We start from the raw sequence: 14805 nt of genomic DNA, 5'->3' as shown, positions 1-14805 counted from the left end.
TCGGCAGCTTTTCTCATGACCCACGGAACCAAACCCTCCATGACCTACCGCGATGCCGGGGTCGATATCGACGCTGGCGACGCGCTGGTCGACCGCATCAAGCCTCTGGCGGCGCGCACGATGCGCCCGGGCGTGATGGCGGGCATCGGCGGCTTCGGGGCGCTGTTTCAGGTCCCTCCGCATTTGCGTGAACCGGTGCTGGTGTCCGGGACCGATGGGGTCGGCACCAAGCTGCGCCTGGCCTTCGAGTGGCAGCGCCATGACACCGTAGGCATCGATCTGGTCGCCATGAGCGTCAACGACATCCTGGTCCAGGGGGCGGAACCACTCTATTTCCTGGACTATTTTGCCTGCGGCAAGCTGTCCGTGGATACCGCGTCCCAGGTGGTGGCGGGCGTGGCGCGCGGTTGTGAACTGGCCGGTTGCGCGCTCATCGGCGGCGAGACGGCCGAGATGCCGGGCATGTACCCGGATGGGGAATATGACCTCGCAGGCTTCGCAGTCGGGGCAGTCGAGAAGTCCGCCATCATCGACGGCAAGACCATCCAGGCCGGTGATACGGTGCTGGGGCTGGCTTCCAGCGGCGCGCATTCGAACGGCTATTCGCTGGTGCGCAGGATCCTGCAGCGCGCGGGGGCGCGACCCGACCAGGATCTGGGCGGTCGGCCGCTGGCGGATGTAGTCATGGAACCCACCCGCATCTACGTGAAGCAGGTTCTGGCTGCATTGGCCGCGCATGGTCCGGCGATCCGGGGGCTGGCCCACATCACGGGGGGCGGCCTGCTGGAGAACGTTCCACGCATCCTGCCGCCTGGCCTGTGCGCCCACATTCATCGCGACGCCTGGCAGTGGCCGATCCTGTTCCAGTGGCTGCAGGCCCAGGGCGGCGTGGATGACCACGAGATGGCGCGCGTCTTCAACTGCGGCATTGGCATGGTGCTGGTGGCTGATCCGGCACGGGCCGATGCCATTGCAGCCACGTTGCGCGCCCAGGGCGAGACCGTTCATGTGCTGGGTGCGATCGAGCCCCAGGCACCCGGCGGTGTCCAGACCATCGTGGATTGATCGGCGCTGATCGCTTAATCCGTGCCGTGAGAATCACCAGTCATTTCGGCGAACGCCGCGACGACCTGATCGGTGGCCTGTCCTGACAGGCAGTCGATGAGCGTGCGCTCACGCATCGCTCGCAGCCAGGTGAGCTGACGCTTGGCAAGTTGCCGCGTGGCGGCGATTGCCCGTTCGATCGCGTCCTCCAGCGGAACTCGTCCTTCCAGGTGGTCCCACAGCTGGCGGTAACCCACGCAGCGGATCGACGGCAGGCCCGGGTGCAGATCACCGCGCTGATGCAGGGCGCGGACCTCGTCCAGCAGTCCCGCGGCCATCATGTCCTGATAGCGCCGGCCGATGCGATCATGCAGGACACTGCGGTCCGCGGGTTCCAGGCTGATGGTCGCAAAGCGCCACCCAGGCAGGACCGGCCGCAGCGGGTGCGACAGCCAGTCGCTCATCGTGCGCCCGCTGCTACGCCAGATTTCCAATGCCCGCTGCACCCGCTGACTGTCGTTGGGGGCGAGCCGCGCAGCAGTCGCGGGGTCCACGCGCGCCAACTCGGCGTGCAGTGCGGGCCAACCTCGCGCGCGCGCTTCGTCGTCCAGTTGCCGGCGGGTGGCGGGGTCCGAGGTCGGCAGCTCGTTCAGGCCTTCACGTAGCGCCTTGTAGTAGAGCAGGGTGCCACCGCATATGACCGGGATGTGGCCTCTGGAACGGATGTCGTGGACGAGTGCAGCGGCATCGCGGGCAAATTCGGCGGCGGAATAGGACTGTGTCGGGTCCCGGATGTCGAGCAGGTGGTGCGGGAATTGCGCCTGTTCTTCAGCCGTGGGCTTGGCCGTGCCAATATCCATGCCGCGATAGATCGTTGCGGAATCCATGACGATGACCTCGATCGGCCAGCGGCGCGCCAGCGCAAGCGAGGCAGCCGATTTGCCGGATGCCGTGGGGCCCGTGAGGCAGATCAGGGTTGAGGTCCGGACCGAATCAGCCGGTGGAGTCATGGTGGGGCATATGCGCTATTGACCGCGCATGAACAGCTTGTCCAGATCGTTCATGGACCACTGGAACCAGGTGGGCCGCCCGTGATTGCATTGGTCCGCGCGCTCCGTGCGCTCCATCTGGCGCAGTAGCGCGTTCATTTCGTCCAGCGTCAGGCGCCGGTGTGCGCGGACCGCGCCGTGGCACGCCATGGTCGAAAGCAGTTCGTTGCGCTGTTCGGCGAGCCGGGCTGAATGGCCGATGCGCTCCAGGTCCGCCAGCACGCCCAGTGCCAGCGCTTCGATGTCGCCTCGCGCCAGCAGCGCCGGGACGGCGCGCACGGCCAATGATGTGGGCCCGGTGGGCCGGATGCGTAGGCCCAGATCGTCCAGGATGTCCTGGTGCTCCTGCGCAGTCGCCACCTGCGTTTCCGTTGCCGTGAAAACGACCGGGATCAGAAGATCCTGGGCGGGCAGGGGCGCTTCGTTCACGGCAAGCTTCAGTGCCTCGTACACTACCCGTTCATGCGCCGCGTGCATGTCCACCAGGATCAGGCCCTGGGCGTTTTGCGCGAGGATATAGATGCCGTGCAGTTGGCCCAGCGCCATGCCCAGCGGCAGATCGGCGGGCATTGGCTGTTGCCGTGGGTCCAGTGCTTCCGGTTGCGCCTGGGGGCGCCGTGGAGCATCGGCGCTTGTGCCCGTCTTGGCAGGCAGTGGCGCGTAGAGCGTGCGCCAATCCTGGTTGTGTTCCTGGAGCAGGAATCGCTGCTGGATGAGTCGCCGCGCGGGATAGATGGGTGATGGTGTCCTGGGGTTGCTGGGGCCGGCGGTTTGGGCCGGCACGACGGGCATGGGCGCGGCGTCCTGGCTCGCGTTGCCTGCATGGGCTGTGTCGGGAGCGGCCGCCGTACTGTCGTCGCCCAGTGTGGGTGCGGGTGGCGCCTCCACAGGCCCGCCCACCGTCGCGCCCCCCCGCTGAGCCAGCGCTTCGGCAAGGACCTGGGCGACGTAGTGGTGCACTGCCCCGCTGTCGCGAAAACGGACCTCGTGTTTGGCGGGGTGGACATTCACGTCCACTCCGGCGGGGTCCATGGTCAGGAACAGCACATACGCCGGTTGGCGGTCGCCGTGCAGCACATCGGCATAGGCCTGGCGGACCGCGTGTGAGACGGTACGGTCGCGCACGAATCGGCCGTTGACGTACAGGTATTGACGGTCAGCCCGGTTACGCGCGAATGTGGGTTTGGTGGTGCAGCCCTCCAGCACGATCAGGCCCTGATCCGCGGAAACCGGCAGGCTCTGGTCCTCGAATTCATCGCCCAGCACGTCGCGGATGCGGCCGTGGATGTGTGTGGCCGGCCAGTTGCGTTGTGGGTTGTCGTTGTGGAAGACGCGGAAGCTGACCTGTGGGTTCGCCAGCGCAATGCGCTCGATGGCGGTCAGGCAATGCCCGTATTCGGTGGCTTCTGTTTTCAGGAACTTGCGTCGGGCCGGGATGTGGTCAAAGAGCTGGCGTACCTCAGCGCGCGTTCCCGTGCCCCCGGCCGCCGGCGTGGCTTCCTGGTCGTCCGCCGTGATCTGCCAGGCCTGGTCTTCGTCGGCCGTTCGCGAGGTCAGCGTGAGCCGTGCGACCGAGGCGATGGAAGCCAGCGCCTCGCCCCGAAACCCCATGGTCGCGACCGACTCCAGTTCGGACAATGACCGGATCTTGCTCGTGGCATGGCGCTGCAGCGCCAGGGCCAGTTCACCCGCCGGGATGCCGTTGCCGTCGTCCGTCACCAGGATGCGGCGGATCCCCCCGCCGTCCAGCCTGACTTCGATGGACTGCGCCTCCGCATCCAGGGCGTTTTCCAGCAGTTCCTTCAGGACGGAGGCGGGGCGCTCGATCACCTCGCCGGCCGCAATCTGGCTGACGAGCGTGTCGGGAAGTGCAGCAATCGGTCGCGTCATAAATTGATTATAGTGACGGGTCTTCTTTTTATCTTGGGCAGTGCTCTCAATGGCTGAATTCCTGCACCTGGTCTTGCATATCGACCAATCCCTGGGGGTCTGGGTCGCCCAGTACGGCGCCTGGATCTATCTGATCCTGGGCCTGATCGTCTTTGGCGAGACAGGCCTGGTGGTCTTGCCATTCCTGCCAGGGGATTCGCTGCTCTTCATCGCCGGCGCATTTGGCGCCTCCGGATTGCTGGACCCGGTCCTGCTGGGCGTGCTGCTGATCGTGGCCGCCATCCTGGGCAACACGGTGAACTACAACGTGGGGCGCTATATCGGTCCCAAGGTCTTTTCACGCGATTACCGGTTTCTGGACCGCAAGGCGCTGCTCAGGACCCACGGCTTCTACGAGCGGCATGGCGGCAAGACCATCGTTCTGTCGCGTTTTCTGCCACTGTTTCGCACGTTTGCGCCTTTCGTTGCGGGTGTGGCCGGCATGGGGCGTGTGCAGTTCCAGCTCTACAACGCCATCGGTGCCACGGCGTGGGTGAGCCTGCTCATTGCCCTGGGGTATTTCTTTGGCAACGTGCCCATCATCAAAGAACACCTGAACACCATCGTGCTGGTCGGCGTGGCGGCGGCCGCCGTCCCGGCCGCTCTGGGGGTGATCTGGAAGATATTCCGGCGCAAGAAGCCCGAGAGCATGTAGCCCCCGGGGCCCGTGTGGCAGGATTCAGGCGCGTCGTGCCAGCGCCGGGTTTTTCGCAAAATACTCCTGCACGCCGCCCAGGATCGCGCTGGCGATCTTTTGCTGGTGCGCGGGCGTACGCAGCAGCGCTTCTTCCCGGGAATTGCTGATGAACGCTGTCTCGACCAGGATGGACGGGATGTCGGGTGCTTTCAGCACCGCAAAACCGGCCCGCTCGATGTGGTTCTTGTGCAGGTCGTTGATCTTGCCGATTTCTTGCAGCACCCGGGTGCCGACCTTGATCGAGTCATTGATCTGCTGGCTGGTCGACAGATCCAGCAGCACCTCGGCGACCTGACGATTGTGGGCGCCCAGATCCACGCCACCGATCAGATCGGCATCGTTCTCGTTCTTAGCCAGCCAGCGAGCGGCGGCGCTGGTGGCCCCATGCTGCGACAGCGCCCAGACGGAAGATCCGCGAGCCGTGGAGTTGATGAAGGCATCGGCGTGGATGGAGATGAACAGATCGGCCTTCACGCGCCGCGCCTTCTGGACCCGGACCCCGAGCGGCACGAAGTAATCGCGATCCCGCGTCATGTAGGCGCGCATGTTGGGCTGTGCGTTGATCAGCTTCTTCAGCCGGAAGGCAATCTGCAGCACGATGTCCTTTTCGTGCGTGCCGCGCTGGCCCGTGGCGCCAGGGTCTTCGCCGCCATGGCCGGGGTCGATGGCAATCAGGATGGGCTGGTTCTGCCGCCCGCCCAGTGGCGGGACTGGGGGCTCGGCCGGCTTTTCACGCGCCATCGGCGGAAGCTGCTGTCCCCTGACCGAAGGAATGGGTGCCTGGTTCGGGTTGTTCTGGGCGAGGCTGTCCAAAATGCCCGCCAGCGGGTCGTTCTGCGAATCCTTCAGCAGCGCCATCAGCGGGTCCTGGGCGACTTTGGGGTACAGATCCAGCACCAGCCGGTATTTGTATTCGCCAATGGGCTTGAGCGTGAAGACCTGCGGCGCGACAGCCTGCTTCAGGTCGAAGACCAGCCGCACCACGTTCGGCCGGTTCTGACCCACCCGCACCGAGCGGATGTAGGGGTCATTGGGCTTGATCTTCGAGACCAGATCACCGATGGCGCGGCTCATGCTCAGCCCGTCGATGTCCACGACCAATCGGTTCGGGTTCTCCACGGTGAAGTGCTCGGCCTTCAGTTCCGAGTCCATTTCCAGCGTCACGCGCGTGTATTCTTCAGCGGGCCAAGTGCGTACCGCCAGAATGGTTGCGGCATGCGCCAGGCTGGGAATGACAGGAAGCGCCAATAGCGTGCAGCCGCGCACCAGCAGTTTGCGTCGCAGCGGCTTGGCGGGAGCATTCACAGGGGGGAAGGATTCAGGGATCTTATCCATCGTTGTCCTTTTTCGCTTCCGGCGCGCAGCCGTGCCGAACGTCCGGCACCTGCATACGCCAGTTGGATGTCCAGATCCGGCGGAGGAAGGCGGGTCCCTGCCTGTTCAGGCCATTCGATCAGAACGATGGCGTGTTCGTCGAAGAGCTCGGCGAACCCGGCGTCCCGCCACTCATGGGCATCGCTAAATCTATAGAAATCAAAGTGATAGAAATATAAGCTAGAAACATTATAGCTTTCAAGAAGCGTATAGCTTGGACTTTTTATGCGGCCGGTCACTCCGGCTGCCCGCAGCAGGGCCCGTACCAGCGTGGTTTTTCCGGTGCCCAGCTCACCGCTCAGGTGGATGCGCCCCCCCGGCTTGGCCTGCGTGTCGCCATTGCCGAGCACCAGCGCGGCCAGGTTCTGCGCCAGCCTTTCGGTCGCTTCCTCGTTGGGCAGCGACAACTCCAGAATCGGGTCGACAGGGGACATCACAGCTCCAGAATACGGTAGCCACGATCGCCGCCGTCTCAGGGAAATTCAGAATTGTACGGGGTTATCCCCTGTTGCTGACCTGCAACATGATCGGTTGCATCTGTCAGCGGAGCGAAGGCCAAGGCAACATGGTGGTTTTCGGCGGAAAAGTGGTTTGCCTCGGACCTTTTTGAGCATATGGAATTTACACATGTAAATTTGTGATCGATCCTGCAATATGTCCGTACAATATGGGTTCGTTCCGTCACAGAAGAACGTAATTTAGACGCAAGTTCATGCTCCAAGAATATCAGCCGGAAACTGATAGCTCCGACTTGCCAGAGGATGACAGGTGTTGCACCTCATCTGTTAGTGGTATCAACGTCCTGACGACGATTTGAAATCTTTTTTGTTCGTGTCTGGCACCTCCGGCATTCTTCGCAGAAGAAGGCCGCCGTGTTGGCAGCAGTGTCTGCGGAATATCCGCGTGGCACGGTTGCCTGGATTGGTACAAAGGGCTCGCCGCGTGTGGAGCAGCGGCCCGACTTCCTGGAGCATCATCATGGTCAGCCCAAAGCTTTCACTGTCCGTTCTTGGCGTCGCCGTCGCGCTGGCGTTCTCCGCATCGGCTTCCGCAGAAAACACCACACTCGCACAGGCGGTTGAATCCGCTGTGCTGCACAATCCCGAAATCTCCGCACAGTTCCACAACTTCCAGTCCGGCGCCGAGGGCCAGAAAGTCGGCCGTGGCCGCCTGTTGCCCGAAGTCAACCTGCAGGGCTGGACGGGCCGCGAATGGCGTGGTAGCGCGGATGGACAGGATGCCACCGACTGGACCCGAAGCGGCTATAGCCTGTCCTTGCGCCAGCTTCTGTTCGACGGGTTCTCGACCATCAACGATGTGCGCCAGCTCGGCTTCGAAAAGCTTGCCGCCTATTACACGCTGAAGGCGACCGTCGATGATCTGGCTCAGCAGACCACCAAGGCTTATCTGGATGTAGAGCGCTATCGCGAGCAGGTCTCTCTGGCCAAGCAGAACTACCAGTTGCACAAGGAAATCCTGGGCCAGATCTCACAACGCAGCGCCTCGGGCGTGGGGCGCGGGGTGGACCAGGTGCAAGCCCAGGCCCGCCTGGCACTGGCTCAGACCAACGTCATGACGGCCAGCGGCAATCTGAACGATGTGACTCAGCGCTACCAGCGCCTGGTCGGGCGCGTGCCTGCCGAGACCATGGCCGAAGCGCCGGATGCGGACAAGGATCTGCCGAAAAACCCGAAGGACTTCAGCACCTCCGTGCGCATCAATCCGTCGGTGCTGGCAAAGCAGGCGCTGGTCCAGGCCGCCGAGCGCGGCAAGGCTTCCGCACAGGGGCACTTCGCACCGACCATCACATTCCAGGCCGCTACGGGGCGCGACCCCAACCAGGTGCCTGGATACCCTGGCCGCAACGCGCAGGCGTCCAATGTCCAGGTGCTGGCCAACTTCAACCTGTTCCGGGGCGGTTCAGACTTGGCGCGTGTGCGCCAGACGGCCGCCCAGACATACGCGGCGCGCGACGTGCGCGACTACACCTGCCGCAATGTCCAGCAGGAGCTGGCGATCGCGTGGAACAACATCGCTCGTCTGCGCCAGCAGATGCCCTTCCTGCGTGCCCACGAGCGTGACATCTCCCAGGTCCGGGTCGCCTATCTGCAGCAATTCAAGATCGGCCAGCGCAGCTTGCTGGACCTGCTGGACACCGAAAACGAGCTTTTCGATGCCCGTCAGGCACTGACCAACGGCATTTTCGATCTTCGCACGGCGGAATATCAGTGGCTGGGCCTGTCGCACCGCCTGCTGCCCACGCTGGGGCTGGGCGATCCCTACAAGGATCAGCCTGACGAGGCGTCCAAGCTGCAGTTTCCGGACGAGATCCTCAAGGCTTGCCTGACGCCGCTGCCCAACACCGGCAATCTCGAGCCCATCCAGGTCGACTACAAGTCCGGCCTGCAGCCGCCCGAACTCAAGCCGGCTTCACGGTCTAGCGGCAAAAAGGGCACTTCGAAAGGCTGGAATTGAGGCTGATCGGGTAGTTTGACGAGGGGTCTTCTGGTGCTGGCGGTCGGTTCGGGATTTTTGTGGTTGGCTTTTCGGCGTATCGGGGGAGCCTATGACGGATGATCGCACGCGCCTGAGACGGGACCTGTCGGCATTGGATGCCGACTTCATCCGGGTCCTGGAAGACTTGATCGACGCATTGATCGCCAACGGCTCGCTGCGGTTGACGGATCTGCCGCCACGCGCGCTTGAAAAACTCACCCAGCGCAAACAGACGCGTCAACGGCTGAAGGACGCGCTGGATCTCATCCCTGACGATGATGCCATTTTGTAGGCCGGAAGATTAGATGGCGGCACGACCTGAAAATTCGCAGATGGCCGGCGAGGTCCTCCAGGACGCTCCCCGCCCGCCGGCAGGCGGTCCCGGAATATCGGGTGCCACGGCCCAGCAGTTGCACGATGACTCGCTGCTGGCGAGCCTGACTGTGATCACGCGGCTGCTGGGGCGCCCCTGCACGGCTCAGCAACTGTCCTCCGGGCTGCCGCTGGTGGACCAGAAGCTGACACCATCGCTGCTCAGTCGCGCGGCCTCGCGGGCTCAATGCAGCGCGCACATCGTGCGTCGCAGCCTCGGGGGCTGGTCGCGGGCCGTGCTGCCGGCCATCCTGTTCCTGAACAACCAGCGCGCCTGTGTGCTGATTCAGGAGCATCCCAAATTCTATGTGGTGCATTACGCCGAAGCCGCCGAGCCGGTCGAGGTCCCGCGAGCTGATCTCGAGGCTGAATACAGCGGCCTGGCGTGCTTCGTGCAGCCGCGCTATCGGACCGAAGACCGCACACAGGATGCCCACATGGCCGCGCGCAGCGGCCACTGGTTCTGGGCTGCGATGCTGGGCAACTGGAAGCTGTATCGCGACGCGATTGCAGCGGCGGTCCTCATCAACATCTTCGCGCTGGTAATGCCGCTCTACACGATGAACATTTACGATCGTGTGGTGCCCAACAACGCGATCGAGACGTTGTGGGCGCTGACCCTCGGCATTGCCTTGGCGATGGTGTTCAATCTGGTGCTCACCGCCATCCGCGCCTTTGTGGTGGACATCGCCAGCAAGCGCGTGGACGTAGAGCTGTCCTCGCGCATCATGGAACAGGTTCTGGATCTGCGCATGGAGAGCCGTCCCACATCGGTGGGCTCGTTTGCCTCCAACCTGCGTTCGTTTGAATCGGTGCGTGATTTCATTGCATCGGCCAGTCTGACGACTCTGGTGGACCTGCCGTTCGTCGTGCTCTTCCTGGCGGTGATGGCATGGATCTCCCCGTGGATGGTGATCCCGCCCATCGTGGCGATCATCATCATCGTCCTGGTATCGGTGGTGTCTCTGGCGCGCGTCGAGAAGATGACGCTCGATTCCTTCCAGGCAAGCGCGCAACGCAATGCGGGGCTGATCGAATCGCTCAATGGTATGGAAACGGTCAAGGCGCTCAATGCCCAGAGCTACTCCCAGCGCATGTGGGAAGAATCCACCCGGTGGCTGGCCGAGCTCAACGCCCATATCCGGGTCACCTCGTCGGTCACAGTCAGTTTCGTGCAGACTTGCCAGCAACTTGTGAACATCAGCGTGGTGGTGATTGGCGTCTACCTGGTGCAATCCGTCGGGCTGACCATGGGCGGCATCATTGCGGCGGCCATGATTTCCGGGCGCTGCCTGGCGCCGCTGGCCCAAGGGGTGGGGCTGATGATGCAGTATCACAACGCCAAGGCCTCGCTGAAGTCCATCGACAACTACATGGAGATGCCGGTCGAGCGGCCTGCGGAGCATTCCTTCATGCCCCGCCCGGTCCTGCAAGGCGGCATCGAGTTCCAGGGGCTGAGTTTCGCCTACCCGGGCTCCCAGATTGCGGCGATCGACGACATCAGCTTCCGCATCCGGCCGGGGGAAAAAGTCGGCATCATCGGCCGTATCGGTTCGGGGAAGACGACCCTGGAAAAGCTGATCCTGAAGCTCTACGCCCCGACGGCGGGCACCCTGCTCATCGATGGCATCGACCTGAACCAGATCGATCCGGCCGACGTGCGACGTGCCATCGGCTATGTACCTCAGGACCCGGTGCTGTTCTATGGGACCCTCAAGCACAATCTCACGATCGCCACCCCGTTCGCATCCGACGAGGACGTGCTGGCGGCGGCCCGCCTGGCGGGGGTCGATGAATTCGCGGCTGCACACCCCGAGGGCTACAACATGATCGTGGGTGAACGGGGTGATTCGCTCTCCGGCGGGCAGCGCCAGTCGATTGCCGTTGCGCGGGCGCTGGTGAACAACCCGCAGATCCTGCTGCTGGACGAACCCAGCAGCAACATGGATCACCAGAGCGAATCCCAGCTGAAGGCGCGCCTGAAGGCGGCCAGCCAGGACAAGACGCTGATCCTGGTGACGCACCGCACGTCCTTGCTGGACCTGGTGGACCGTCTGATGGTCATCGACCACGGCCGCATCATGGCCGACGGTCCCAAGGAACAGGTCGTGGAAGCCCTGCGCCAGGGTCGTATCGGCGGCGCGCGGAGGACCTGACATGGGGATGCTGCCATCGTGGTTCGCCGGCCAGGGCCGCACCTTTGCGCCTCGGAAGGAACAGCACACCGAGTCCCGTGACATGATCGGCGATGCCTCCTGGGCGCTCAGCCAGCAGCGCATGCGTGGTTCGCGCGTGCTCATCTGGATGTCGATCGTGACCATGGCAGTGCTGATCGGCTGGGCGTCCACCGCCGAGATCGACGAGGTGGTCCGGGGTGAAGGCAAGGTCGTGCCCTCGCAGCAAGTCCAGATCATCCAGAGCCTGGATGGCGGCGTGGTAAAGAAGATTCTGGTGCACCAAGGCGACAAGGTCGTCAAGAACCAGGTGCTACTGCAGATCGATCCCACCCGGTATTCTTCTTCCCTGGGGGAAAATCGAGCCGAGGCGCTGGCGCTGAAGGCCAAGGTCGCCCGTCTGGATGCCATTGCCAACGACGTGCCGTATCAGGCGCCTGAAGATGTGGCCGAGCAGGCGCCGAACCTGGCCGAACAGGAGCGCCGCGTCTGGCAGTCGCGGGTGCGTGAACTGCAGGCGAATCTGGATATAGCCAAAGAACAGCTCAATCAGCGCCAGCAGGAGTTGCGCGCCACCGTTGCCAACCGCGACCAGGCTGCCACCGGATGCAACCTTTCGTCGCGCGAGTACTCCATGACCAAGCCGCTGCTCGCCAGCGGGGCGGTCTCGCAAGTCGATCTGCTGCGTCTGCAGCGTGACATTGCCAAATACTGTGGCGACGAGAAGGCCGCAGGCGCCCAGATCGACAAGATTCAGGCTTCCATCCTGGAGGCTCAGGCCAAATCCAGAGAGGTCGAGTTCACCTTCCGCAACCAGGCGCGTACGGATCTGTCCGATGCCCGCGCGAAGCTCTCCACCTTGCTCGAGGGCCAGATCGCCCTGGCGGATCGGGTGACGTCGTCCAACATCCGTTCCCCAGTCAACGGCACAGTCAAGACGCTGGCGGCCAACACCGTGGGCGGAGTGGTCTCGCCGGGCAAAGACATCATGGAAATCGTGCCGTCCGACGACACGCTGTTGCTGGAGGTCCGCGTCAGCCCTCGCGACATCGGCTTCCTGTATCCCGGTCAGCCCGCAGAGGTCAAGCTCACCGCGTACGACTTCTCCATCTATGGGGGCCTGAAGGGCCACGTGGAGGAAATCGGCGCCGATTCCATCACGGACGAGAAAGGCAATTCCTACTACATCGTGAAGGTCCGCACTGATGGCACATATGTGGGCAGCAGCGACCGGCCCATCATCCCGGGGATGATGGCTGACGTCCACATCCTGACCGGCAAGCGCACGCTCATGCAGTACCTGCTCAAGCCCGTGCTGCGTGCCCATGAAAACGCCTTCCGCGAACGCTAGGGTTGGGGGATATCATGACCATTCCAGTTCTGTTGCTGACGGCTGACGATGCCCTTTATCGGCACTGGGCGGGGCTGGGCGCCACCGGCTGGGCGCCGGCGCGTGCCCAACGCCTGTCCGAACTGGAACCCTGGGGCCGCCGCGGCGTGTTGGTGGTATTGGACGAACGTGCGCTGGGTAAATCGGGCGCTGCGGGCGCGGAGCCGCTGGCGGGTTTCCCGGCGGGCCTCCAGGTGGTGGTCGCCAGCGCCCACCCTAGCGATCCGGATGGCCAGCGCGTATTGGTGGCCGGTGCCGCGGGCTACATCCATGCCTACATGCCGGTGCAGGGTATCTCGCGTGTCCTGCAGCACGTCATGGGCGGCGAGATCTGGGTGGGTAAGAGCATGCTCAGCCGCATGCTGTCGCAGATCGGCCAGGCCGCTCCCGAACCCAACCAGGACTGGGCGCGAGATCTGACCGTACGCGAGCGCGACGTTGCCCGCTATGTGGCCCTGGGGCATTCCAACCAGTCGATCGCCGATGCCCTGGGCATCACCGAACGTACCGTGCGTGCGCACGTGTCGGCACTTTTCGAAAAGCTGGGCGTCTCCGACCGCCTGATGCTGGCCCTACGCGTGCACGGCATCGACCGCCAGACGGTGTCTTCGCCGGGGGACTGAGCGTTCGGCATGGTGCGCACGATCGCATCAGAAAAGCGCTGAACCTGTCGTTCACGACAATACCGGCTTCTCGTCGGGGCCCGTAGCATGGTTTCCCATGATCGCCGCCAAAGCGCAGCTCGCGCAACGGTCGGCGGCACCGAATTCACTCTGGGGAATCCACATGGCTACCGATACCGTCCTCGTTACTCACGTCACTGGCAAGGCCTGGATGCGTGCATCTGATGGCACCCTGATCCCGCTGCATGACGGCATGCGGGTTCCCATCGACGCGCATATCCTCACGGACGAGGGGGCCTCGGTCACGCTGCAGGCGACCGGCGTGCCGCCGGTCATCGTGGGTCAGAATACCGACATCCTGGTCAGCGAAGACCTGGCTTCGGCACAGCCGGTGCCGGCGGATCATGCGGTGACGCCGCCCACGGACAACGTGGCTGACCAGGTGCTGGCCGCGCTGCAAAATGGGCAGGACCCATTCTCGGTGCTGGATCCCGCGGCTGCGGTGCTGACGGGTGGGGGCTCGGGCGGAGCGAGCTTCACGCGGCTGGCGAGCATCGTGGAGGCGGTGACGCCGCTGTCGCTGGCGTATCCGCGCCCGGGGGCTGAAACGCCGGACATCGTGCAACTGAGCGGGGTGGGGCTGGCGGCCACGACACCGACCGCCGAGCCGCTTCCGGCGGCCCCCACGATCAACATCCCCGATCATAACGACGTCCCCGGTGGAGACGGCCAGGGTCCGACCGCCGTGCCTGGCACCTTCACCATCTTTGAAGGCAATACCGATCAACCCGGCAACACCGGCTTTTCTGGCACATTCACCATTTCGGCCGCAGGCGGTCTGGGTTCCCTGCAGTTCACCTATGTGCCCGAAGCCAACCCCGGTGCCGCTCCTGGTTCGAATCCGGATGGCGGAAATTCAACGGCAACGCCCGTCGTGACATCGATATCAGCCGCAGTCTTGGCCGGTGCGACGGAAGCTGCCCCCGTGGTGATCGATACCGATCGGGGACTGCTGCATATCACCGGCTACAACCCGACCACGGGCGTCGTTCAGTACACCTATTGGTCCGATGGCGCACAGGATCACGTCAAGCCGGCGAACGATACCTCAGTATTTGACATGATTGGCATCACCGTGGTGGACGACCAGGGGCGTGGTGCGTCTGCGGATCTGGTTGCGAATATTACGGATAGCGTGCCGACGGCGCATGCGGACACGGCGACAGTGCTGCCGACTGGTGAGGAGGCAGGTTTGGTGTCCGGTAACGTGCTGGGTAATGACACCTTTGGTATTGATGGACCGGCTACGGGTGGCGGTGTTGTTGGGGTTGCTGTAGGTGATACCGGCGCGAACCTGGACGGTACTGGTGTGGGCGCAGCTATTGTGGGTGCGTACGGCACGCTGACGCTCAATGCCGATGGTAGCTACGCGTACACGCGCACACCGGGGACAGCGGGCGGTGTCAATGATGTGTTCACGTACACGATCAAGGATGGGGACGGAGATCTGTCGCACACGACTCTCACGATTGGTATTGGCGATTCGACGCCATCGATCACAGTACCTGAGGCGGGTGGCAGTGGCACGGAGGTCTTCGAGGCGGGATTGCCGCCGCACAATGGGTTGCCGGCGGGTTCAGGCGAAATGGCCGATGGC

Annotated in this window: 12 protein-coding genes; 8 read left to right on the top strand and 4 right to left on the bottom strand. The window is 63.7% G+C overall.

The genetic code is table 11. The annotated features are described in order from the left end of the window. Nucleotides 1–15 precede the first annotated feature (15 nt). Nucleotides 16–1065, top strand: a complete 1050-nt coding sequence (gene purM, locus EPN31_RS04540; protein WP_291770142.1) for a phosphoribosylformylglycinamidine cyclo-ligase — start codon at nucleotides 16–18, stop codon at nucleotides 1063–1065. Between the two features lie 14 nt (nucleotides 1066–1079). On the opposite strand, the gene miaA is transcribed toward purM, so the two are convergent. Next, complete coding sequence (gene miaA, locus EPN31_RS04535) at nucleotides 1080–2054, bottom strand: tRNA (adenosine(37)-N6)-dimethylallyltransferase MiaA (protein ID WP_291770140.1); 975 nt, start codon at nucleotides 2052–2054, stop codon at nucleotides 1080–1082. A gap of 15 nt (nucleotides 2055–2069) precedes the next feature. After that, nucleotides 2070–3983: a DNA mismatch repair endonuclease MutL gene (gene mutL / locus EPN31_RS04530; protein ID WP_291770137.1), complete on the bottom strand. Its 1914-nt coding sequence runs from the start codon at nucleotides 3981–3983 to the stop codon at nucleotides 2070–2072. Between the two features lie 49 nt (nucleotides 3984–4032). Between mutL and EPN31_RS04525 the strand changes: the two genes are divergently transcribed. Next, nucleotides 4033–4677 (top strand): VTT domain-containing protein, encoded by a 645-nt coding sequence (locus EPN31_RS04525; RefSeq protein ID WP_291770132.1) that lies wholly within the window; start codon nucleotides 4033–4035, stop codon nucleotides 4675–4677. 24 nt (nucleotides 4678–4701) lie between these two features. On the opposite strand, the gene EPN31_RS04520 is transcribed toward EPN31_RS04525, so the two are convergent. Next, nucleotides 4702–6054 carry an N-acetylmuramoyl-L-alanine amidase gene (locus EPN31_RS04520; RefSeq protein ID WP_291770129.1) on the bottom strand — a complete coding sequence of 451 codons (1353 nt, stop codon included), beginning with the start codon at nucleotides 6052–6054 and terminating at the stop codon, nucleotides 4702–4704. Next, nucleotides 6021–6527 (bottom strand): tRNA (adenosine(37)-N6)-threonylcarbamoyltransferase complex ATPase subunit type 1 TsaE, encoded by a 507-nt coding sequence (tsaE, locus tag EPN31_RS04515; protein WP_291770126.1) that lies wholly within the window; start codon nucleotides 6525–6527, stop codon nucleotides 6021–6023. Before tsaE ends, EPN31_RS04520 begins: the two co-directional genes overlap by 34 nt. Before the next feature lie 544 nt (nucleotides 6528–7071). Here tsaE and EPN31_RS04510 point away from each other — a divergent pair. The 6 genes from EPN31_RS04510 to EPN31_RS04485 form a co-directional block, all read left to right on the top strand. Continuing rightward, nucleotides 7072–8568 carry a TolC family outer membrane protein gene (locus EPN31_RS04510; protein ID WP_291770123.1) on the top strand — a complete coding sequence of 499 codons (1497 nt, stop codon included), beginning with the start codon at nucleotides 7072–7074 and terminating at the stop codon, nucleotides 8566–8568. A 91-nt stretch (nucleotides 8569–8659) separates the two neighbouring features. Next, on the top strand, nucleotides 8660–8881 hold the full coding sequence (locus EPN31_RS04505; protein ID WP_291770120.1) for a hypothetical protein: 222 nt from the start codon (nucleotides 8660–8662) through the stop codon (nucleotides 8879–8881). A 13-nt stretch (nucleotides 8882–8894) separates the two neighbouring features. Further along, nucleotides 8895–11117 (top strand): type I secretion system permease/ATPase, encoded by a 2223-nt coding sequence (locus EPN31_RS04500; protein WP_291770117.1) that lies wholly within the window; start codon nucleotides 8895–8897, stop codon nucleotides 11115–11117. Between the two features lie 82 nt (nucleotides 11118–11199). Beyond that, a complete protein-coding gene (locus EPN31_RS04495; protein WP_291770212.1) occupies nucleotides 11200–12486 on the top strand; it encodes an HlyD family type I secretion periplasmic adaptor subunit in 1287 nt (428 codons plus the stop codon). A 14-nt stretch (nucleotides 12487–12500) separates the two neighbouring features. Beyond that, on the top strand, nucleotides 12501–13148 hold the full coding sequence (locus EPN31_RS04490) for a response regulator transcription factor (protein WP_291770115.1): 648 nt from the start codon (nucleotides 12501–12503) through the stop codon (nucleotides 13146–13148). Between the two features lie 97 nt (nucleotides 13149–13245). After that, nucleotides 13246–14805: retention module-containing protein (locus tag EPN31_RS04485; RefSeq protein WP_291770112.1), on the top strand; the 1560-nt coding region annotated here is incomplete at its 3' end.

The sequence above is a fragment of the Castellaniella sp. genome, assembly GCF_004321985.1.
GTDB lineage: Bacteria > Pseudomonadota > Gammaproteobacteria > Burkholderiales > Burkholderiaceae_B > Castellaniella.
This window is presented reverse-complemented; position numbering and strand designations above follow the sequence as displayed.